Origin of the sequence: Lapidilactobacillus wuchangensis (assembly GCF_003946645.1) — a bacterium.
Lineage (GTDB): Bacteria > Bacillota > Bacilli > Lactobacillales > Lactobacillaceae > Lapidilactobacillus > Lapidilactobacillus wuchangensis.
On the sequence record NZ_RHOU01000006.1, the window covers coordinates 118118 to 139200 of the forward strand.

Here is a 21083-nt window from a genome sequence, read left to right on the forward strand (position 1 = left end):
ATTCTACCTTGTTTAGAAAGAATCGCAACTTTATTTTTAAGAGTGTGAGGGACGGTGGGTTTTTGGCGTAGTACAATTTCAAATATTTGCATGAGCTGGTGCAACCAGATCGTGTGAATATTCAAATTATACCTAGCCATTTGCCACCCCGAACACGTTTCAGCACCCTACTCTCCACCATCCGGTTTCTCGGGCAGCTGCCAGTTAATCGGTGTCTCCCCATATTTGGCCAGTGCTTCATTGGTTTTAGAAAATGGCTTGGAGCCAAAAAAGCCACGGGAAGCTGATAAGGGACTGGGATGGACCGAAGTAATCACCGTATTTTTGCTTTCGTCAATTAGTTCGCGTTTCGCCTTGGCTGCATTGCCCCACAAAATGAACACCACACCACCACGTTCTGATAAAGCAGCAATCGCCTGATCACTGAGCCGTTCCCAACCCTTTCCTCGATGAGAATAGGCCTGATGAGCACGAACGGTTAAAACCGCGTTTAATAATAAGACCCCTTGATCAGCCCATGATTTCAAATAACCATGATTGACTGGCGTTGCGCCAACGTCGGTCGCCAATTCTTTATAAATGTTACGCAATGACGGTGGAATTTGCGTTCCTGGTCGCACCGAGAAACTTAAGCCATGCGCTTGACCAGGTTCATGGTAAGGATCTTGTCCTAAAATAACGACCTTCACTTTATTGAAAGGTGTCCATTCGAATGCTTGAAAAATATGGTACATATCAGGATAAATGGTTTGCGTCCGATATTCATTTTTTAAATACTGATGTAAGCGGGCGTATTCAGGAGATTCAAAAACGGGATCGAGAATTTCTTGCCAATCATTATCGATGATTTGTTTCATTTTAATCGCGCCATTTCTAACTAAATTTAATAACTCTATGCTACACTAAAGTTAAACAATTAAGAAGGTGATTTTATGATTTCAATTATAGCATCTGACATGGATGGTACTTTGTTAAATGATCATATGGAAATTACCCCTAAAACTGTGGCCGCAATCAAAAAGGCCCAAGAAGCTGGGATTGAATTCATGGTGGCAACAGGTCGTGGTTTGACCGAAGCCCAACCAATCGTTAAAAATGCCGGTTTAGACAAAATGGCGTATATCACATTAAACGGTGCTCAAGTTTATGACGTCGACGGCAAATTGGTCGTCAGTGAACCCCTCGAAAATACAATTGTTACTGAATTGATCAAAAAGTTACGCGCGCAACAATTTTACTTCGAGTTGGTAACGAACAAAGGAATTTTTTCCGAAAGTAAAGTCCGGCGAATTCAACATGTCGCTGATTTACTGGTCAACCTCAATCCAGATACAACGTACAAAATAGCCGTTGCCCTAGCGGCAGCACGGCTAGAAATCATGAACATTAATTATGTCGACAATTACGACACGATTCTCAACGACGATAGTTTTCAAATTATGAAGATTCTGGTTTTCTCGGAATCTGGTCCCGATGTTTTTACTAATTTCAAAGCGGACTATCAAAACAGTTCCGAAATTGTCATCACGTCTTCTTCGCCGAACAACATTGAAATCAATAGTATTCGTGCGCAAAAGGGCCTCGCCTTGATCGACTACGCCAAACAAAAGGGTGTAACTGCAGATGAAGTCATGGCTGTGGGCGATAATTTAAACGATGAATCAATGATCAAAGCGGCAGGTGTTGGTGTTGCCATGGGTAACGCCCTGCCGGCAATTAAGGAATTGGCAACTTTTACCACCGCAACTAATCTGAACGATGGTGTTGGCCAGGCAGTTGAGTGGGCCCTGAGCCAGCAAAAAAGCCAGCATTGACGCTAGGTGTCACCTATGACGATTTATTATTTAGTTAACCAAAACATTGGTGGCAGCGATAGTCAGTTTATTTTCGATCACCAGATGCAACCATTGATGATTCTAACCGGACGGTTCGGCCTCAATCAAAACGGGATTCGCCTACTGACGATCGATGGTCAATATCGCGGTCGCGTCGTCCATCGCAAAAGTAATTTTGCGGCCACCTACGAACTGCAGACGGACCGGCGCACTCTGGGACAAATGACTAAGATGACCGGCCTCTGGCATCAATTCGCCTATGTTAGCAATTTAAAGTGGACCGTGTTAGGCTCTGTCACCACGAACACTTATCAAGTGACCCACGGGATTCATCCTGTTTTTGATGCTCACTCAATTGTCACTAGTAAAAAACTTGATGGCTTGCAACTCACTTTGGCAGACGATCAAGATCGCATCCCAGCTTTCCTAGTTGCTGCCACGCTAAATCAATGGGTTTTACTCTCGCAACGTAAAAGCAAACACTTGTTTAACTCCTTTGAGGATATTGCCATTAATTAAGTTCACGACTAAAAAAATACCGACTAATTCATCAAAATGAATTAGTCGGTATTTTGTCACCAATCACCAGTCAAGCATCACCAAACACATTTAACTGCGTGTCCAGAAAATGCCATTATTTAATTGGTCGAACCAAATGTTCATAGCGATGGGAACCAATCATAATTTCCCCATCTTTAACAAAGCCATGATGCGTATAAACGCGTTTAGCTTTAGGATTGCCCAAATCCACGTTTAAGCTAATGAGAGTCTCGCCCTTTTGTTTCAGCCAATCATTTAGAAAGTCCAATAATTTCCCACCAATGCCGTGACCTTGTGCCGCCGGAGCAACTGCCAGCGAATCCAAATACCATTCACCTGGCTGTGCTTCTACATCAGTAAACATTGCAAAGTCTGCAGGCAAATCATGTTTGGCCAAATATGGTTGTAACCCATCATCGATGGTTGCTTCTTTTGCCGCTGGATAACCAACACAGATTCCTAAAACTTGGTCACTCTGGTCATCAACATAAACTAACATTTGTGGATAACCATAACGATAATCAGGCGCCGCAAAGGCATCGATTAATAAATCTTGAATTTTATCCTCGCCAACGGATTTAACAACGGGAATTTCCATATCATGAATAATTTGCATGAGAATTGGCATTGCTTGTTGTGCATCAGCTAATTTTGCTGGTCGGATCAAATTTCTCACCTCAGAATAAGTTAATTGTTCGTCCTTATTCTAACAGATACTACCAAAAATCGCTCGACTACTTTATTTTAATCCAACAAGCAGTTCTATTTGATCTCGGAATTCAATTATTCCTTACCTGGTGATGCCTTCATCATAACGAGTCAGCGGTCACAACACAACCGTTACTTTCCGGCTAATGTGCAACTTTTTGACAAAAAGATTCAACTGTCTAAACGACAATCGAAAAGTGCCAAACGCCGCTGAATTTGATGCCAGTCCTCCGTAAAATTATCCAGCAACCACAACTGTAGCTCAAATAATAACGCGGCTGATAATACTTGTAATTGTTGCGTTAATACCGTCGTATTTTTTAGCGCCGTGATTTGATCATAATTAGCTGCTAAAGTTTGAGTGAGCGCGCGTTGAATCGCAATAATGATTTGCGTCGAATCACTAAGTTGATACATGTTTTTAACCAATACTTGATGATTACCAATATAAGCCAACAGAAATTCAGTCGTCGCTGGCCAATCTAGTTGATGGGTTTGAATTGGCGAAATGATCTCTTGTTGAAAAGTATAGGCAAACGTTTCGGGTAAGCCACCGCGAAAATGATAATATAATGTGGAACGCGACACTTGCACAGAACGCGTCAATTCATTAATTGTGTAGTGCGTTCGGGGCTGAATTGATAAATCCTGCTTAACAGCAAGCATAATTGCGACTTTTGTCATCGAAGTCATTACCAACACCTCATCCTGAAAAATTAATGGATATTTTTTTGAGTACTAAAAGCGCCACCAAATTAGACTAATTAAACGATTTGTTTAAACGTGCATTTCATAATCTTCAAAAATCAATATTATCTGTCCTAATGTTATTTAATTCACGCCGAAAAAAAGGCGGAAAAATTTTAAAGATTCCAAGACATTAACCACAAAATGTTGTAAGATATTTTTAGACTTAACTGTTATCTTGTGGTCGAAAAACAATTTTTAAAGGGGCGAAACAGTTGGAAGTTACCTTCAAAGATGTCTCACTTTCATATGATGGGAGCCGTGAAATTCTCCATCATTTGAACTTTACGATTCCAGAGGGCACCTTGGTTTCGATTTTAGGACCAAGTGGTTGCGGGAAATCAACAACCTTAATGATGATCTCAGGTTTGTTGGCGCCAACCTCAGGAAAGATTTTCTTTGGTGACAAAGATGTTACTAAGCAAGATGCATTAGCACGTAAAGTGGGCATGGTGTTCCAAAATTATGCCTTGTATCCACACTTAACCGTTCTGGAGAACATTATGTTCCCATTGAAAATGGCCAAGGTTAAAAAGCCTGAACGTAAAAAACGGGCGTTGGAATTAGCAAAATTAGTTCATGTTGAGGATCAAATCAATAAAAAACCTGGTGCCCTTTCTGGTGGCCAGCAACAACGGGTGGCCATCGCCCGGGCCTTGGCTAAGGAACCTAGTTTACTTTTACTTGACGAACCACTGTCTAATCTTGATGCTCGTTTAAGAATTGAAATGCGTGAGGAAATTCGCCGGATTCAACAAGAAACTGGCGTTACGACCATTTTCGTCACTCATGACCAAGACGAAGCGCTTCATATTTCCGATCACATCATGGTTTTGAACAATGGCGACATGCAACAATTCAGTTCTGCTGAAACCTTGTACGATAATCCAAGCAACTTATTCGTCGCTAAGTTTATCGGCGAACCAGTAATCAATACGCTGGAAATTTCTGACTTCCAAGGCGAACTTGATCAACATGTCCCTGCTGACATTCTTAAAAATGCCGTTAGTGTGGGCATTCGTCCTGAAGCCTTGCAAGATCATGATTCTGGCAGTGACACCATTGCCACGATTGAAACAACCGTGAAAGAATTTGAAAAATACGGTCGTGAAAAGAATGCCCAGCTTGATTTCCATGGCAAGAAATTATTAACGACTGAAATTGAAAATAATCTCGAAAAAGATCAAAAATTAACACTCTACCTACAAAAGTCAGGTTTCTACTTGTTTGATCAAGACGGCAAACGAATCTTTGGCGGTGATCAGGATGCTAAATGAGAAGCCAACACTAAAATCAACTGGTAAAGCATTTCTTTATTTGTTACCCATGTTACTGATTACGGTGACTTTTAATATTTATCCAATTATCAAATCATTTATGATGAGTTTTTACACCAAATATGATTTTTTCACGGATAAAGTTTCCAAAATCGGTTGGGATAACTTCACCTATATTTTCAACGATCCCGATTTCCACATTGCTGTTAAAAACACTTTGATTTTCGTAGTCGGTGTAGTGCCATTAACCGTAATTATCTCACTGGTGATTGCCCTACTGCTTAATCGCATTAAGTGGTTATCTGGCTTATTCCGAACTGTTTACTTCTTACCATTCGTGACCAGTACAGTTGCCATTGCCCAAGTTTGGCATTGGATTTACAACAGCGATTATGGTTTGCTGAACTACTTCCTTAGTCTATTCGGGGTCAATCCGATTTCTTGGTTGGAAAGCCCCAAGTACGCTATGCTGTCGTTAATTATCATGAGTATTTGGAAGAACCTTGGCTTTAATATCGTGCTCTTCTTAGTTGGCTTAAATAATATTAATGAACGTTATTACCAAGCTGCTAAAATTGACGGCGCCAACTCCTGGCATCAGTTCACGAATGTTACCTTACCATTGCTCTCACCAATTACGTTCTTAGTGACGATTAATGGTGTCATTGGCAGTTTCAAAGCTTTCGACCAAATCTTCGCCCTCTTTAATGGGAATCCAGGTCCAAGTAAATCAGCGCTGACCATTGTGTATTATCTCTACCAGAAATTCTACACTGAATGGAAATACGGCATTGCTGCTGCTAGTGGCGTGGTCTTGTTCTTCATGATTTTGTTAGTGACGGTAATTCAACTATCGTACAGCAAGAAACATGTTCACTATTAAGGGGGTTAGCGAAGACTTATGAAAGTTAAAATTGCCATGGTTCTGCGCTATGTGATTTTGATTCTCGGCGGGATCATCATGTTAATGCCATTCCTGTGGATGTTATCAACCTCACTGAAAACACAACCAGAAACTGTTAAAATTCCACCAATTTGGATACCTAAGCAACTTCAATTCAGCAACTATATTGATGCCTTTAAAGCAGCACCGTTTGCCCAATATTTCTTAAACAGTGTTTTCGTGACCACCGTTACTACGGTCGGTCAATTGTTTACTAGTATTTTAGCGGCCTTTGCTTTTTCACGATTGAATTTCTACGGTAAAAATATCATCTTCGTTATTTTCTTGGGCACGATGATGGTGCCAGTAGAAATGTTGATCATTCCGAACTTCGTCACTTTATCGAAATTACATTTAGTCAACACTTACGCGGCCTTAATCGTGCCGTGGTTGGCAAGTTTCTTCACTGTCTTTACCTTACGACAGAATTTCCAATCCGTTCCTGACCAACTCTATTATGCAGCCAAAATTGATGGAGCTAGCGACTGGCATTACTTGTGGCATGTGCTAGTTCCCATCTCTAAATCGACTATTACCGCGGTTACTGTTTTGCAAGTCATTGGTTCTTGGAATTCATTCATGTGGCCGTTGATCGTCACGAATTCCGAAAACTTGCGGACCTTGCCTGTTGGGTTACAGGCGTTTACTGGGGATGCAGGTACCAACTACGCGCAATTAATGGCCGCATCGACGTTCGTCATTTTACCAATGGTAATCCTATACCTCTTCTTACAGAAGTATATTATTGCAGGCATCTCAAAAACAGGATTGAAAGGATAGGTTTAAGTAATGAAGAAAAAAAGTTGGCAACGCGCATTATTATTTGCAGTCGCTTCTTTGGGTTTAGTTTTCACGTTAGCAGGATGTGGCAAATCAGCTGCTAAAGACAGCTCAAGTTCTAAATCAGCTGCCCCTGTTAAAATCACTTTTTGGCATGGGATGACAGGTCCTTATCAAAAGGCCGTCAATGAAATCATTTCTGATTTCAATAAGTCACAATCCAAGTACAAAGTTGTGGGCACATCACAAGGTAACTACACTCAGCTTCAACAAAAGATCATGGCCGCTGCCAAATCAAACAGCTTACCAACGATCTCTCAGACCACATATACGACCGTTCCCGATTACACTGAGAACCATTTGTTGGAACCTTTAGATAATTACATGATCAAGGGCAGCAATGCCTTATCTGATTCCGACTTAAAAGATATTTATCCTTCTTTCCTAAGTAGCTCAAAATATCAAGGGAAATATTACTCAGTACCGTTCAGTAAATCTGTTCGTGTACTTTACTACAACCAAGATATTTTAGACAAATACAATCTTGAAAAACCTAAGACCTGGGATGACATTGTCAAAGATGGCGAAGTCTTGAAGAAAGACAACATCGCGGCAATGGGCTTTGATAAATCATGGGATATGGAATTCGAAGGCTTGGCTCGTCAAGCTGGCAATCCATTGATCAGCAAGAATCTCAAAGCTAATCTTAATTCGGCTGATTCATTAAAGGCAGCTAACTTAATCATGGATATGGTTAAAGATGGCACTGCTAAAACGGCCGGTGAAGATTTCTACTACACGCAAGCATTCACTCAAGGTAAGTCAGCCTTCTACGCTGGCTCTTCTGCAGGTGTCACTCAAATGGTCGCACAAGCTCCTAAGACTATGAAATGGGGCACAATGCCATTACCAAGCTGGAATGGCAAGAAGGCTACTGAAATTGCCGGTAACGACATTGTGATGTTCAAGAGTGGTAGCGATGATCAGAAAAAAGGTGCTTGGGCATTCATGAAATACTTAATGTCAAAGAACGAAACTGCTAAATGGGCAACCTTAACCGGCTACGTCCCATTACGTGAATCAGCAACTAAGACGGCCGACTTCAAGAAATATCTTGCTGACAAGCCTTATAACCAAGCTGCTGTTGATTCATTACCTGATGGTTTCCAATCCAATGCATTCAAAGGCTTCTCTGAATATCGGACGAAGTTGTTGGACTCAGTTGATGCTATGTTAACTAAGAATGAACCAGTTAAAAAGTCTCTTGATACGCTCCAGACACAAACTGAAAAAATCATTAAAGATAACAAAGAATAACACATAATTTTATGAGATGCCTAAAAAGGGCTGAGGATTTTATCCCCAGCCTTTTTTAATTACGCAAAATCTATCTTTTCACTTTAATTATTTAAAAATTTTATTGGACTTGGTAACCATTTTGCACCAGAATATCTTTCGCAGCCTGATATTTAGCCGCCTTCAACAAAATATAATCGGTATTATAAGTCGAAATCGCAAAAATACTGATCTGTTCTGCCGCTAAAATTGAGGCAATTTTGGCTAAAATCCCGACTAAACTAAAATCTAACACCCCAGTAATTTTAAGACCGACCCAGCCATCTTCCCGATTAATTGTGGTCGCAGGCACAGCTGCTGTGGGTAACACCACTGAATTCTCATCAACCGTCTGACCAATAAATAATGGCTTGATACTAAAATCAATCGTCGCCAGATCAGCAACTTGAATCACTGATAATGGCACTTGTAAATTTTCTAAAATCATGAACTTTCCCCACTTTCTATGGTTATTGGTTTACTCTTAAACTAGCAGTCATTCTGCAAAAAAGCTAGTTGATTTGGCATGTTTTACTCTAATTTGGGAAAATATTAGGTTTGCATTTATCAGATATAATCTAAACTATTACTGATATTGATCTGAGCTTATTGAGAAACAAATCATTAGATCCAAGAAATCAAGTTAAATCGATTATGATTGCATCCCTGGCTTGCTGATTGTCTAACGCGATCTGTCGACATTGCAAACAAAATTGTCATTGGCACGAGCTTTTCAGATTGCAAAATAACTCTATTTTCTCAGAAATTAGCCGGGTTTAACAGTTAAAAGTAATTCAAACAACCTACATCTAAACTTTTAATAAGATTGTCCATCAGGCTATTTTGATGCCGTCAAATTTTCAATTGTCGTTAACAGCGTAAGCCCAAAAACTTCGGCTAACAATCATCATTAGCGCTCACCGCCAAATTTAAAGACTGACCGCTAATAAGAGCCAATCACAATTCTTGATGGCGAATGGCGATTGTTGAGCCGACAATAATCACGATGATTAAGCCAACACTGGTGCCAATGATCGGGCCAAACTTGATGGTTACTAAAGTTTGGGTGGTGATTTGTTGAGCCGTGCCCATAAAATCAAAATATTTCAGCCAAGACCATTTTGTGGCCATCCCCAGCAGGGAGATCAGTAATGGCCACACCGCAATGACGACTGCAGCAATCACCGTCGAGTGTGTCAGAATCAGCAGCAACAAACCAATACCGAAAATAACGTTCATGAAGAAGGCCACCGTCAGAATCATCATGCCTAAATGTCCCAACAAGGTTGGTAAGCTTTCACCCCACGCACGACCAGCAATTTTACCAGTCAGAAAAGCCGTTAAATAATAGAGCAAGACCAACCTCAATAAATCTAAAAATAACGTCAGAAATTTAGCAATAATAAACTGCAAACGAGAGATTCGTGAGATTAAAGTATTTTTGTAAGTGCTTTGCGAAAACTCGTAACCAACCACAATCACAAAAATGCCTAAATAGCCATACAACAAGACGCTGGAAGACAAGGTCGCCGATTGTAAACCGCTGAGAACTGTCCAGCGACTACTTTCTAAACGTTGCAGTAAATCAGTGCCATTAATCATGATGCCACCCACCGATTCTCGGGCCGTAATCACCGCACTAAAAATAATCGTCAGTAATACTGTTAAATAGCAGCCCCAAGTATGGCGTTGCCGATAAAAGTCGGCGCGAATTTGATTGATCATCATTGGCGGCCTTCTTTCTTCAATAATGAGGTGTAGTACTCTTCTAACGAACCAGCGCGTTGATTAATTGCCGTCACCGCCACACCGGCACTGACCAATAACTGATTAATTTGCGCCGGATTAACATCGACTTGCTGGACTAACAAATGTTGATCATCAAGTACTTGCAGTGACTTGTAATGAGCCTGATCGAGAATTTGCGCCGCCTGGGCTACCATACTTGTCGTAATCAGAACTCCGGCTTGATTAGCCTCATCCAATTCAGCCTTGGATAATTGTTGAATTAATCGGCCTTGGTGAATAAAACCAAACCGAGTTGAAACTTGATATAACTCAGTGAGAATATGACTTGAAATCAGGATTGTGGTTTGTCGTTCTTGATTAAGTTGTTTTAATAATTGCCGAAACTCAATAATTCCCTCTGGATCTAAACCATTAATTGGCTCATCTAAGATCAAAAAATCTGGTTGTGGTAAAATGGCCAGTCCCAATCCTAGCCGTTGTTTTTGCCCTAAGGATAAATGGCCAGCTTTAGTGTTGGCCTTGGCTGTTAAGCCAACGAAGGCCAGCGTTTGCTTGACCAATGGTGAGGCTGGTAAACCATGTTGGATCGCACATAATTTTAAATTCTCAGCGACGGTTAATTTTTTAAAAAATGCGGGGCTTTCAATAATGGCTCCAACATGGCTCAGTGCTTGTTGGTAATGTTGGCCTGTGGCGCCCAGTAGCGTGATTTGGCCCTGTTGTAACGGCGACAGTTGCGTGATCAAACGCATTAAAGTCGTTTTGCCAGCACCGTTCTCGCCGATCAAACCGAAAATATCACCTTGATTAATCGTTAGGTTAATATCGCTTAACGCTTGATAATGACCGAAACGTTTACTGACTTGGTTTATTTGTAAAACAGGAACTGTCATCTCATTACCTCCATTTCACGACTTAGTTTAAGCTAGCATCCTTAAATTTGGCCATAAAACTTCCTTAATTAAACCTAAATTGTTGTTCTGATAACCATCAGCTATACTTGAGATAGCATTAGCAATGGAGGCAATCATGAAAATTTTAATTGTAGAAGACAATCGGGATATTCAAGCACTATTAACTGAAGTGTTAACACCAACTTATCAAATTGCTTCGGCCTTCGACGGCATTACCGGCTTAAAATTAGCGACCCAGGAACAACCAGATTTAATTATTCTCGACTTAATGTTACCGAATTTAACGGGTGAAAGTGTCTTAAAAACTATTCGACGTTCATCAACGGTGCCAATTATCGTCCTGACTGCCATTCAAGATAAGCAAAAAACAGTCGCTCTACTTCAAGCCGGCGCTAATGATTACCTCACCAAACCGTTTGATCTTGATGAATTAGTTGCCCGAATCGAAGTCCAGTTACGAGCACAGCCTTCACAGTTACCTAGCAATAAATTAACTTTTGCTGAAATCACTTTAGACTTGATCACCCACGAAATTTTCGTCAACAACCAACCACTCACCTTACCGAAAAAAGAATTTGCCATGTTGGTCTTATTATTACGTCATCCCCATCAGGTCTTCGCCAAAGCGCAATTATACGAAACAGTTTGGGGTGAACCTTATCGGGACGCTGAGAATACCTTGAATGTGCATCTCAGCAATCTCCGCGTCAAAATCAATGAACTTGCCCAACAACCTCAGTATATTATCTCCATTTGGGGCATTGGCGTTCGCTTAGTTTAGGAGCTCAGCAATATGATCATAATCTTAATTATTCTCGGCCTGATCAATTTAATTTTATTAGGTGGTTTGCTAATGATCGTCTTCGACTTAAAGCGAATCATTAGCGACCTGAACTACATCAATCAGCATCAAACCAACGCTTTCGTGACGACCAGTACTAACTTACCATTCATCCGACGACTGATTGAAGTGATCAACACCAATTTAACCAAGCTGCAGACGACCCAGCGCACCATCAATCACCAAGAGAAAAAAATGCACCAGCTACTCATGAACCTGATTCATGATCTTAAAACGCCCTTAGCAGTAGCCATGGGTTACGGTCAACTACTGGCCCGACAGACGACTAGCAGCAATCAGCCAACGATTAATCGGATCACGACTAATCTGAAAGCGGTCAATTACTACATTCAGCATTTAACCGATTTTAATCTAATCCAGGCACAAGCAGCCCAGCTTCAACTCCAAACTTGTCACCTGTCACAATTATTGACAAGTGAACTGCTCAACTTTTACGATGAACTAACAGCGAAACAAATTACCGTTGACCTCCAAATTGCGCCGAATATTGATTGGACAATTGATGTGACCCTGCTCAAGCGAATTATTCAAAACTTAGTCAGTAACTGGCTTAAATATGCAACAAAAACCGCCACGGTTAAATTAGCAACCGTTGATCAACAACACATCGAACTTAGTTTCAGCAATCAAACTGACACAATTATTGAACGTCCTGAACTGTTAACCGAACGTTTTTACACCAGTGACACCGCCCACACCTATCAAAGTACTGGCCTCGGTTTGAATATCGTTCAGTCATTGACTACCACCCTTGGCGGTAAAATGTTACTGACGACTGATCCGCAACAATTTCAAGTTCAACTGCAATTTCATCGACTTGATCCTCAATAATTAACCATTCAAAAAAGCGTGTTGATAGTAAAATATCAACACGCTTTTTAATTTGAATTTCTTTTCCGAAAGCCCTGGTCGATGATGCACCACAACCAGAAATAGCAACTGATTTAGAAATAATCCCACAACATTGGCTTTTCTGCGTAATTTAAGCAACTTTGCAGTACTTGTAAAACTGAAGCCTCAGCTTGAATTTCTCCACGCTGGTGCAAGGTCGTTAAGGAGCGATAACCTAGCACAACTTTCGTTAATTGCCGCGTATCAATTCTCAAATCAATCGTTGTGGCCTCAGTGGCTGTTAACTGCCCCCGACCATGCTCAATGGTCAATTGCCATAAACCAGCATTCGCCGGATAGAAGTCGTCCTCAATCGCCAAAACAATTGGTTCCGCTAAATCAGCTGTAAAATGCCACTTGGCAATTAAGCTGGCCCAATCAACGACACTGGCCATCATATAAGGCTGTACTTTAGTCGACAGTTGATAAGCCTCGGGCAACAAATCATTTTGCACGGTTTGGTTACCACTTACATACAGCAATTTCTGATAGCTACTAACATGCTTGCCAGCAAATTGTAATAAGCGCATTTGACTATCGGCGGTAGTGGCCATTAATTCCACAATCGCAAAAGTTTCACCGGGTGTCCGCTCATAAAGCAAATAACCATCAGCTTGATCAGCATCATCATAGGAGAACGCCACCTCAAAACGAGGATGTTTGCTAAAGCGGTATTGTTGCCACCAATTTTCGCGAACTACGCCGCCTTGTTGGCTTTGATCGCTCTTCGCATAAAGTGTCGCCATTAAATCGAGATCAGTTAAGAAATCACCGCGTTCAACGCGACCAGTGGCTACCTTAGGCAAGCGTGGAAAATCACGACTAGCTAGTTCGTAGACCACCTGATCAAAGACTTGTTCATAACCAAAGCGCCGATAAAACGTAAAGGAAAATGGTGCCAAATACGACAAGTAAACACCATCGGCCGCCATTTGCGCATAAGCAGCACTCATTAATTGGCTAATGGCGCCTTGACCACCAAATTCTGGATACGTCGCCACGTAACCCACAGCCCCCATGAGGAACTGTTGACCATGCCAATTAACGGGCAAATTAGTGACCATTAAGCCACTTTTCACTTCACCTTGATCATCAAGCATGACATACGTATGACTGTGGCGACCAAGTTCAGTGAGTTTCTCCGCTCGACCAGCATTGCTGAGCCGATCAAAAGCATAAAAACAAAGAGCTAAATATTCCTGCCATAATTGTTGATCTTGAACGGAAATTTCAACCACTTGGGTCATTATTTCTCTCCTAAATCGTCACCATTGCTGGCAATGACTTGTTTATACCAGTAGAAACTATCCTTAGGGTAACGAGCCAAGTCTTTCGCACTTTGCTCATCACGATCCACATACACGAAGCCGTAACGTTTCTGATAGCCATTGAGCCAGCTTAATAAGTCAGTGAAGCTCCAAGTCGTATAACCGATCACTTGTAAGCCATCATCAATTGCGGCATGAATTGCCTTAACGTGTTCGCGTAAGAAATGAATCCGGTAATCATCATGAATTTCATGATCTTTTTCTAAGGTATCGAAGGCACCAAGACCATTCTCAGTAATCAAAACTGGTAAATTGTAACGACTGTTGATCCGCCGTAAAGCAATTTGTAAACCAGTTGGGTCAATGTTCCAATCCCAGTCAGTCTTCTTCAAATATTCGTTCTTAACGTTCTTGAACATACCAGGGACGCCGGATTCCTTAATGGTGCCCTTCTTGCCAGTCGTGTTTTCAGCAGCAGCGCCAACGCCTGTATCGTTCTTAGCAACGGTCCCAGTTTGGTAATAGTTCAAGCCCATGAAATCAGGATGAGACAAGGGATTTTCTAATAAGGCTTTGTCTTCAGCCGTAATTTCTGGGGCAATCCCTTGTTTTTCCTGCCAATTACGAATAATCGTTGGGTAGTGACCATAAACATACATATCCATCCAGTAGTATGAATTCAATTGTTCAGCATTATCAGCTGCCAATTGATTCTCAGGATCTGCATCAACAGCATAAATTGGGCTGTAAGCGAAACTTGGTCCAATTTGGCCTTGATAGCCATGCTCGTGGAAGTATTTGATGGCGCTGGCATTAGCTAAGTTAGCAATGTGGTTAGCAGCATACATCCGTTTTGGATCAGTGACTGCTGGCGGATGACTGGCCATCGAATAGCCATGTTGCATGAAGACGTTTTGTTCATTTAAAGTAACCCAATATTGAACTCGGTCACCATAATGATCAAACAACGTCTTCGCATAGTTAACAAAGTCGTCAATAATCCGCCGTGATTCCCAGCCTTGATATTCATCTTGTAAAGCTTGTGGCAAATCCCAGTGATAAATTGTCACAACTGGTTCAATCTGATGAGCAATCAAATCATTGATTAAATCATCATAGAATTTCAGACCTTCTGGATTAACTTCGCCATTACCATTAGGGAAAATTCGTGTCCAGGCAATGGAGAAGCGATAAGCCTTCAAGCCAGCTTTGGCCATCAATTCAACGTCTTCACGATAGCGATGATAATGGTCAACGGCCACATCACCATTAGTGCCTTTGAAAGTTTTGCCAGGAATGCGGACAAATTGGTCCCAAACTGACAAGCCCTTACCGCCTTCACGATAAGCACCTTCAATTTGATAAGCAGCTGAGGCTGATCCCCAAAGGAAATTCTTAGGGAATGGTTTCATTTGTGCTGTCATGTTGTACCTCCAGTTAGTTATTTTAAAATAAAAGCCACTAACTACCAGTTCTTCATTCAATTACCTAAAATAAATTAGGTCTGAAAAAATCTCCGAAGTTAGTGGCCAAATGACAAATTAATAAGACTCTTCAATTTGCGTTAACATTTTTTTGAAATTACGCCGCCGTAAACGTCCCATGATCCAACCCACAAGCAAGTCATTCATTTGCTGCATCCAACCGTTAGAGATAACTTTCTCTTCATAGACAACGTCGGTTTTGTTATCAGCAGTGGCTTTCATGTCATAACTGACTTTGAAAGTACTTTTCGAAGAAGCAGTCTCATAGTGGTACGACTCATTAGGAATCAACTTAGTAATGGTCAACCGAGCTGCCGTTGTTTTCGTGAATTGCTTGGTGTACGAGAACCCTTCTAATTGATCCTCGTTAATATCTTGTTTGGTTTGCGAACGAATATCATAAATAACTGAATCAATTACTTTACGATAAAAATACGTCGGTGGAATATTCAAAGTCTGTTCAATTTTCATTTCTTGATCACCTTTTCTTGGTTCTGATCATCATTATCACGGGTTGATGGTGCTACCTTATTAGCTTCTTTTGCTTTTTGTGTAGCTTCAGTTTGCTCGTAGGCTTTTTTATCTTTGCGATAAAAGATAAAGCCAACAATAACAATGGTTAGACCTAAAACAAGTAACCCAGTCCGAATATTTGTTGCCCCTGCGCTAGCAGGACTAGACATAATAACAATAAAGCCAAGTGACATGATCAAGAGACCACGCCGACGCATTATTTTTCAACTCCGGCCTGGAAGTAAAGAACGCTACCCCATGGTTGTGCTTTGATTGTTGCTTTTGCTAATTTAGCAGCTGCATCAAGGTCTTCCATATTAGTCTTGAAAACTAATTTCATACCTTTATGACTTTCCAATTCAAAAGTGACACCATTTTCATTGTAGTTGTTCAATAAATCGATAATTTGTTGTTGTTGAATCGGTGCGTTTAAAAAGATCATCCTGATCGCTCCTTTAGTTAAATTAATTTACTTACCATATATAGGATAAGACATTAAGTCGGTGAAATGCAACCTTAGCCAGCAATTTACTTGAAAAAGTTACCTTTTTTTAACAGTAAAATCATGAAGTAATTTTATCATTTTAAACCGCTTACTAAGTTTCTTGACGTTTTTTTTTTGACCCAACTTATTGATCTCATTATTCTGTTTAATTTCATGCAATTTATGAAAATTTCTTTTAGATCGATTCAATAATTGCACTTGAATAAAAAAACTAGCACTGAACGAGTCAGCACTAGTTCTGAATTATAAATTTATGACACCTTGATTATTTAGCTGGTTCTTCAGCTTCGGCGCCCATCCGGCTTGAAGCCAAGACAAATGGTAACCAGATGAAGAAGGCAATAACCATGTTAACCAATGCTAACAATGCCGCACGGAAGTCAAAGTTTGTAGCCATCCAAGCTAACAGAACTGGAGGAGTAATCCAAGGAACTGCAACTTGTACTGGTGAAACCCAACCAGCTTGTGTAACGAAGTAAGCAATAATTGTATTAACAAGTGGTGCAACAACGAATGGAATGAAGTAGATTGCATTCAAGACGATTGGTAAACCAAACATTACAGGTTCGTTGATATTGAACAAACCAGGTGCAAATGCTAATTTAGCAACAGCCTTTTCATCAGCACGCTTAGAGAAGATTAAGATAGCAGCAAGTAATACGATTGTACCACCTGAACCACCAAACCAGATATAAGCATCAAATGAACCACGAACCCACTTGTAAGGAAGTGCAGTATGGTTCTTCATAGCTTCGATGTTCATGTTTTGTGCAGGAGTCCAAATAGATTCCAAAACAGGTCCTAAAACGTTAGGTCCATGAATACCGAAGAACCAGAAGATTTGTACTAACAAGGAAACCAAGATAACCATGCCGGCACCTTGACCAGCCTTCATCAATGGTGCTTGAATTGTGGCATTTAACCAGTCGCCGAACACTTGGCCAGTAACTTGGTTAAAGATATAGTTGATAATGCCAACAATGTACAATGAAGCAATTGAAGGAATCAAGTTAGTAAATGCCTTAGCAACTGCAGGAGGAACTGAATCTGGCATCTTGATTGTAATATCTTTGTGTAACAACCAGATGTAGATAGAAACAGAAATCCCACCGAAGATCATGGCAGTGAACAAACTAGCTGAGTTCAATTGACCCATGGCGAAAACGCCACCGACTGTAACTGATTTATCAGCAACTGCTGTAGCACCAGCGTCAGTCAAGATCTTTTGAGCGCCCTTTGATAATGACTTAGTTAAAGTCAAGCTAGTCGTTGTGTTAACACTCATAAAGAATGCTGACAGTGAAACTAACGCACCACCTAAGCCATCAGCCTTATAGTTTTCAGCTAAGTGGTAGCCCCACATAACTGCAAAGAATACGGCGAAGATTGCCAAAGTACCATTCCAAACAAAACCATCAATAGCGATGACAGGAGCCATTGCGTTAACAAAGCCTGTCCAGCCCCATTGTGTTGGGTATGTTTGTAGTAATGCGTTCAACAATGTTGCAAGAGAGCCGGCCATCGTTAATGGCATTGTGGAAATAAAACCATCACGTAAAGCAACTAGCCAGCGTACTGAACCAATTTTAATAGCAATTGGAACAACATATTTCTCAAGCCAATTCATAATTGCTTGCATAAAATATAACCTCCAAATAATAGCTAACCCATAAATAAAATATTAGTCTTTTGAACCAACCCATGTAAAAAAGAACTCGTTTTGAAACTACTTACCTTCTTTAGCTAATTTTCGATATAAATCGACAATTTCGCCCGCTAAATCACGGAAAGTAATTGCATTCATCAAGTGATCTTGAGAATGAACCATTAACAAAGTAACTTTAACATGATCACCACTTGCTTCTTTGGTTAACATGCTTGTTTGAGAGTTATGTGCTTCAGATAAAGCAGCATCAGCCTCTTTCAACTTTGCGTCGGCACCGTCAAAGTCACCAGTCTTAGCAGCTTGAATCGCTTCCATAGAACTGCTCTTTGCATTACCACCATTGACAATCAATCCCATGATTGACTGTAAATTTTGATCGTCGTCCAATTGTATGGCCTCCTTTCGTTAACAAAGTTAACAAACTAAAAATAATTGCAAAAACCTGTAAAAAGCAGTTAGCAATGAAAACATTTTCATCGCTAAGACCAAGTTTAGCACAATCAAATCTTCACAACAAGTCTGTTTTTATTAAATCCTGATGATTGGTCCAGACCATGTTTTTATTATAATAATAACCCCGTGGAATTGTCAACCCTTTCATTGCGATATATCAATAATGAAAGCGGCGCCAACCAATCGATTAAAAATTGGTTAACGCCGCTATATCAATGCTTTTAATGGCTAGACCACTGTCTTTAAATAAGTTTTTTATGCGGTTTGCCAATGTTTTTTTTGTTTCGTAAGCGGTTTTTCTTGTGTGTTTTTTTACGCAAGCCATCAGAATCAGGTAATTTATTTTTTACAGGCGATTTTGGTATAGACCTATTTTCTGGTGTCTTTTCGGGCTTCGCCGCTGGTTTAGTCGTCTGCAATTGTTTATCAACTAAATAGACTTGGGCTAATTGATAATTTCCGGCCAATAAATGTTGTAAATTACGCCGATCATGATCATTACCTAAGTTTAAAACAACGCCGGGTCGCTCCATGCGGCCGGTTCGACCAGCTCGATGGATATAATTCGTCAACGAACCTGGCAAATCATAATTAACGACCATCTTTAATTCCGCAAAGTCCAAACCACGTGCTGCCAACTCAGTCGTGACTAAGTAGGTTAACTCATCCCGACGAAATTGTTGCATCACCCGTTGCCGCTGTTGACTCGTTTCATCCCCCAGCAGCAGACCGACAGATAGCTTGTAGAAACTCAAGGTTTTGGCCAAAGTTTTGGCACTACCACGGTTTTTAACAAAAACCAAAGCAGCGGTATGAGCCAAAGGTCCCCGCGCGAGTTGCTTCAAAAATTCCGCCTTATAATGATTGCCTACTTCTAAGAAGTCATGATCAATGTGTTGCTGCTGAGCATCTTGTTCGCGGGTATCGATCCGTTCGAATTCATAGCCGAACCATTTCTCCAATTCGGTAAAAATCGGTTGACTGGTGGCTGACATCAACACCATTTGCGTTTCCGCAGGCAAAGCACCCATTAATTGGCGGGTCGCCTCGCGATGCTCCTCATCAAGTTGCAAATCAGCTTCGTCAATAACTAGACTAGTGATCCGATCAGCTTTAATCGCCTTGCGATCTAATAATTCGGCCAAGCGACCAACTGTGGCCACAATCACCTCAGGATGTTTCTTCAAACTAGTTAGTTGCCGTTGTAAATTAGCCTTACCAACAATTCCTTGCACGGATAATTGAACTTGTTGGGCGTATGGTTGTAAGACATCCCGCACTTGAATCACTAGCTCAGCACTGGGCTCTAGAATGATCAGTTGTGTTTGCTCGCCAGGTTGGAGTGTTTCCAGCAATGGTAAGCCAAAAGCCAAAGTTTTCCCCTTACCAGTTGCGGCCAAACCTAACACTGGCTCGCCTTGCTTAATCGGCCAATAAACGCCCTGTTGAATTGGCGTCGGCGTTTTAAAACCAGCTTGGCGCCACACTTTCAGGAAGGGATTAATTGGTTGTTGATACGTTGGTGTTGTCATTAATTTTGCTCACTTTCAAAAACAATTCCGGCAGAATGACGTAATTGATCTAAGACTTGGTTAACTTGACCAGATAATTGCCAATAATGGGCAAACTTATCCTCTTCACGATTCGTAAACATTTGACTGATGGCACTGACTTCATCGTACAAGGGATTCTCAGCAGCATGTTGTGACAAATCCGTATAAACGGCCGGACTATCATATAATCGCACTCGCGCCGGCGTCCCTAGATTATCCAACCATAAAGTCTGGCGATGAGAATAAACTTCACTAGGTAAAAACGATTGCTGATCTTTCCCAAAAATCAGTGCTACGTCAAATTGCTCATAGTGCAGTCGGGCTAGGCCATGCAAGTCAATGCCGTTGTCAGCTTTAGTCGCATGATAATCACACGATAATGGCATGCCAAACCAATCAACAGCAGCATAAACCAAATAAACACCTAGGTCATACAAAGCGCCACCAGCGAATTTTGGTGAAAAAATATTAGGCTGTTGTCCCGCTTGAAAAGCATCAAAACGGCTAGAGTACTTCATATAAGCCAAAGTTGCCCCAGTAATTTCTTTGAATTGGCGAATTTTTTCGGAAGCGGCCAAATAATTGGCATCATATAAGTGACGCGCGCCTTCGATCACATGTAATTCAGGATGCTGTTGCAGAATCGCATCAATCGCCTGATATTCAGCTGGTGTGACAAAGGCTGGCTTCTCAACAATCACGCTTTTACCATGTTCCAATGCTGCCTGAACGTGGGCAAAATGCATACTATTTGGTGAGGCCACATAAACCACGTCCAAATCAGGTGCACTTAGAAATTTCGTTAAATCATCATCAGCAGTTGCTTCTGGAATAAAAAATTCATCAATTAATGCTTGGGCTTTAGCCGCTGTTCGTGAGTATAAATGACTGATTTTAAAAGCACGACTGGCAATACATGCTTTTAGGAATGTTTTCGTAATATCACTGGTTCCAATTGTGCCAACATTGGTCATATTGATTGTTCCTCTTCTTTCCCTTTACCTCATGGGTTCACTGTTACTCTATTGTAACAAAATTACAACGAAAGATTCATGCTTTT

At 40.9% G+C, this 21083-nt stretch carries 23 protein-coding genes; 8 read left to right on the forward strand and 15 right to left on the reverse strand.

All coding sequences use genetic code 11. The annotated features are described in order from the left end of the window. Positions 1–167: 167 nt before the first annotated feature. On the reverse strand, positions 168–857 hold the full coding sequence (locus EKM82_RS06800; RefSeq protein ID WP_125767542.1) for a uracil-DNA glycosylase: 690 nt from the start codon (positions 855–857) through the stop codon (positions 168–170). Between the two features lie 75 nt (positions 858–932). On the opposite strand from EKM82_RS06800, the gene EKM82_RS06805 reads away from it, so the two are divergent. Continuing rightward, complete coding sequence (locus EKM82_RS06805; RefSeq protein WP_125767543.1) at positions 933–1814, forward strand: Cof-type HAD-IIB family hydrolase; 882 nt, start codon at positions 933–935, stop codon at positions 1812–1814. Between the two features lie 15 nt (positions 1815–1829). Then, the gene (locus EKM82_RS06810; protein ID WP_125767544.1) at positions 1830–2354 is read left to right on the forward strand and encodes an LURP-one-related/scramblase family protein; all 525 of its coding nucleotides are present in this window, start codon (positions 1830–1832) and stop codon (positions 2352–2354) included. Positions 2355–2469: 115 nt separating this feature from the next. Here the strand turns inward: EKM82_RS06810 and EKM82_RS06815 are convergent, their stop codons facing one another. Next, on the reverse strand, positions 2470–3042 hold the full coding sequence (locus EKM82_RS06815; RefSeq protein ID WP_225419679.1) for a GNAT family N-acetyltransferase: 573 nt from the start codon (positions 3040–3042) through the stop codon (positions 2470–2472). Positions 3043–3254: 212 nt separating this feature from the next. After that, the gene (locus EKM82_RS06820; protein WP_125767545.1) at positions 3255–3776 is read right to left on the reverse strand and encodes a hypothetical protein; all 522 of its coding nucleotides are present in this window, start codon (positions 3774–3776) and stop codon (positions 3255–3257) included. Between the two features lie 269 nt (positions 3777–4045). Here EKM82_RS06820 and EKM82_RS06825 point away from each other — a divergent pair, with 269 nt between their 5' ends. From EKM82_RS06825 to EKM82_RS06840, 4 genes are read left to right on the forward strand one after another with little or no spacing between them, the layout of a single operon-like run. Further along, positions 4046–5107: an ABC transporter ATP-binding protein gene (locus EKM82_RS06825; RefSeq protein WP_125767546.1), complete on the forward strand. Its 1062-nt coding sequence runs from the start codon at positions 4046–4048 to the stop codon at positions 5105–5107. Then, positions 5097–5990, forward strand: coding sequence for a carbohydrate ABC transporter permease (locus tag EKM82_RS06830; RefSeq protein ID WP_125767547.1), 894 nt, complete (start codon positions 5097–5099; stop codon positions 5988–5990). Before EKM82_RS06825 ends, EKM82_RS06830 begins: the two co-directional genes overlap by 11 nt. Before the next feature lie 18 nt (positions 5991–6008). Continuing rightward, complete coding sequence (locus tag EKM82_RS06835) at positions 6009–6830, forward strand: carbohydrate ABC transporter permease (protein WP_125767548.1); 822 nt, start codon at positions 6009–6011, stop codon at positions 6828–6830. A gap of 9 nt (positions 6831–6839) precedes the next feature. After that, the gene (locus EKM82_RS06840) at positions 6840–8147 is read left to right on the forward strand and encodes an ABC transporter substrate-binding protein (RefSeq protein WP_125767549.1); all 1308 of its coding nucleotides are present in this window, start codon (positions 6840–6842) and stop codon (positions 8145–8147) included. A gap of 100 nt (positions 8148–8247) precedes the next feature. Here the strand turns inward: EKM82_RS06840 and EKM82_RS06845 are convergent, their stop codons facing one another. From EKM82_RS06845 to EKM82_RS06855, 3 genes are all read right to left on the reverse strand, one after another. After that, the gene (locus tag EKM82_RS06845; protein ID WP_125767550.1) at positions 8248–8613 is read right to left on the reverse strand and encodes an ACT domain-containing protein; all 366 of its coding nucleotides are present in this window, start codon (positions 8611–8613) and stop codon (positions 8248–8250) included. Between the two features lie 509 nt (positions 8614–9122). Next, positions 9123–9893 (reverse strand): ABC transporter permease, encoded by a 771-nt coding sequence (locus EKM82_RS11760; RefSeq protein ID WP_191988110.1) that lies wholly within the window; start codon positions 9891–9893, stop codon positions 9123–9125. Further along, entirely contained in the window at positions 9890–10807 is a 918-nt protein-coding gene (locus EKM82_RS06855) for an ABC transporter ATP-binding protein (RefSeq protein ID WP_125767551.1), read from the reverse strand. Before EKM82_RS06855 ends, EKM82_RS11760 begins: the two co-directional genes overlap by 4 nt. A gap of 133 nt (positions 10808–10940) precedes the next feature. On the opposite strand from EKM82_RS06855, the gene EKM82_RS06860 reads away from it, so the two are divergent. Together EKM82_RS06860 and EKM82_RS06865 are read left to right on the forward strand one after the other, a co-directional pair. Next, entirely contained in the window at positions 10941–11609 is a 669-nt protein-coding gene (locus tag EKM82_RS06860; RefSeq protein ID WP_125767579.1) for a response regulator transcription factor, read from the forward strand. 12 nt (positions 11610–11621) lie between these two features. Then, positions 11622–12521: a sensor histidine kinase gene (locus EKM82_RS06865; RefSeq protein ID WP_125767552.1), complete on the forward strand. Its 900-nt coding sequence runs from the start codon at positions 11622–11624 to the stop codon at positions 12519–12521. Positions 12522–12634: 113 nt separating this feature from the next. Here EKM82_RS06865 and EKM82_RS06870 read toward each other — a convergent pair whose 3' ends face one another. The 9 genes from EKM82_RS06870 to EKM82_RS06910 all read right to left on the reverse strand — a co-directional run bounded on the left by EKM82_RS06870 (position 12635) and on the right by EKM82_RS06910 (position 20997). Further along, the gene (locus EKM82_RS06870; protein WP_125767553.1) at positions 12635–13828 is read right to left on the reverse strand and encodes a GNAT family N-acetyltransferase; all 1194 of its coding nucleotides are present in this window, start codon (positions 13826–13828) and stop codon (positions 12635–12637) included. Next, positions 13828–15273, reverse strand: a complete 1446-nt coding sequence (locus tag EKM82_RS06875) for a glycoside hydrolase family 1 protein (protein ID WP_125767554.1) — start codon at positions 15271–15273, stop codon at positions 13828–13830. Before EKM82_RS06875 ends, EKM82_RS06870 begins: the two co-directional genes overlap by 1 nt. A gap of 117 nt (positions 15274–15390) precedes the next feature. Then, a complete protein-coding gene (locus EKM82_RS06880; RefSeq protein ID WP_125767555.1) occupies positions 15391–15804 on the reverse strand; it encodes a DUF3284 domain-containing protein in 414 nt (137 codons plus the stop codon). Next, complete coding sequence (locus EKM82_RS06885) at positions 15801–16064, reverse strand: hypothetical protein (protein WP_125767556.1); 264 nt, start codon at positions 16062–16064, stop codon at positions 15801–15803. The genes EKM82_RS06880 and EKM82_RS06885 overlap by 4 nt, the downstream gene beginning before the upstream one ends. After that, entirely contained in the window at positions 16064–16288 is a 225-nt protein-coding gene (locus EKM82_RS06890) for a hypothetical protein (RefSeq protein ID WP_125767557.1), read from the reverse strand. The genes EKM82_RS06885 and EKM82_RS06890 overlap by 1 nt, the downstream gene beginning before the upstream one ends. Positions 16289–16616: 328 nt before the next feature. After that, a complete protein-coding gene (locus EKM82_RS06895) occupies positions 16617–17990 on the reverse strand; it encodes a PTS sugar transporter subunit IIC (protein ID WP_125767558.1) in 1374 nt (457 codons plus the stop codon). A gap of 87 nt (positions 17991–18077) precedes the next feature. After that, positions 18078–18374, reverse strand: coding sequence for a PTS lactose/cellobiose transporter subunit IIA (locus tag EKM82_RS06900; protein ID WP_125649511.1), 297 nt, complete (start codon positions 18372–18374; stop codon positions 18078–18080). A 338-nt stretch (positions 18375–18712) separates the two neighbouring features. Then, positions 18713–20002: a DEAD/DEAH box helicase gene (locus EKM82_RS06905; protein ID WP_125767559.1), complete on the reverse strand. Its 1290-nt coding sequence runs from the start codon at positions 20000–20002 to the stop codon at positions 18713–18715. After that, a complete protein-coding gene (locus tag EKM82_RS06910) occupies positions 20002–20997 on the reverse strand; it encodes a Gfo/Idh/MocA family protein (protein WP_125767560.1) in 996 nt (331 codons plus the stop codon). The genes EKM82_RS06905 and EKM82_RS06910 overlap by 1 nt, the downstream gene beginning before the upstream one ends. Between the last annotated feature and the right edge of the window lie 86 nt (positions 20998–21083).

Bases quoted from the DNA above. Each gene is read 5' to 3' on its own strand.
- EKM82_RS06840 (WP_125767549.1), top strand. From the start codon at position 6,840: ATGAAGAAAAAAAGTTGGCAACGCGCATTATTATTTGCAGTCGCTTCT.
- EKM82_RS06910 (WP_125767560.1), bottom strand. From the start codon at position 20,997: ATGACCAATGTTGGCACAATTGGAACCAGTGATATTACGAAAACATTC.
- EKM82_RS06875 (WP_125767554.1), bottom strand. From the start codon at position 15,273: ATGACAGCACAAATGAAACCATTCCCTAAGAATTTCCTTTGGGGATCA.
- EKM82_RS06890 (WP_125767557.1), bottom strand. From the start codon at position 16,288: ATGATCTTTTTAAACGCACCGATTCAACAACAACAAATTATCGATTTA.
- EKM82_RS06870 (WP_125767553.1), bottom strand. From the start codon at position 13,828: ATGACCCAAGTGGTTGAAATTTCCGTTCAAGATCAACAATTATGGCAG.
- EKM82_RS06845 (WP_125767550.1), bottom strand. From the start codon at position 8,613: ATGATTTTAGAAAATTTACAAGTGCCATTATCAGTGATTCAAGTTGCT.
- EKM82_RS06810 (WP_125767544.1), top strand. From the start codon at position 1,830: ATGACGATTTATTATTTAGTTAACCAAAACATTGGTGGCAGCGATAGT.
- EKM82_RS06885 (WP_125767556.1), bottom strand. From the start codon at position 16,064: ATGCGTCGGCGTGGTCTCTTGATCATGTCACTTGGCTTTATTGTTATT.
- EKM82_RS06865 (WP_125767552.1), top strand. From the start codon at position 11,622: ATGATCATAATCTTAATTATTCTCGGCCTGATCAATTTAATTTTATTA.
- EKM82_RS06835 (WP_125767548.1), top strand. From the start codon at position 6,009: ATGAAAGTTAAAATTGCCATGGTTCTGCGCTATGTGATTTTGATTCTC.
- EKM82_RS06820 (WP_125767545.1), bottom strand. From the start codon at position 3,776: ATGACTTCGATGACAAAAGTCGCAATTATGCTTGCTGTTAAGCAGGAT.
- EKM82_RS06830 (WP_125767547.1), top strand. From the start codon at position 5,097: ATGCTAAATGAGAAGCCAACACTAAAATCAACTGGTAAAGCATTTCTT.
- EKM82_RS11760 (WP_191988110.1), bottom strand. From the start codon at position 9,893: ATGATGATCAATCAAATTCGCGCCGACTTTTATCGGCAACGCCATACT.
- EKM82_RS06880 (WP_125767555.1), bottom strand. From the start codon at position 15,804: ATGAAAATTGAACAGACTTTGAATATTCCACCGACGTATTTTTATCGT.
- EKM82_RS06895 (WP_125767558.1), bottom strand. From the start codon at position 17,990: ATGCAAGCAATTATGAATTGGCTTGAGAAATATGTTGTTCCAATTGCT.
- EKM82_RS06855 (WP_125767551.1), bottom strand. From the start codon at position 10,807: ATGACAGTTCCTGTTTTACAAATAAACCAAGTCAGTAAACGTTTCGGT.
- EKM82_RS06905 (WP_125767559.1), bottom strand. From the start codon at position 20,002: ATGACAACACCAACGTATCAACAACCAATTAATCCCTTCCTGAAAGTG.
- EKM82_RS06800 (WP_125767542.1), bottom strand. From the start codon at position 857: ATGAAACAAATCATCGATAATGATTGGCAAGAAATTCTCGATCCCGTT.
- EKM82_RS06900 (WP_125649511.1), bottom strand. From the start codon at position 18,374: ATGGGATTGATTGTCAATGGTGGTAATGCAAAGAGCAGTTCTATGGAA.
- EKM82_RS06805 (WP_125767543.1), top strand. From the start codon at position 933: ATGATTTCAATTATAGCATCTGACATGGATGGTACTTTGTTAAATGAT.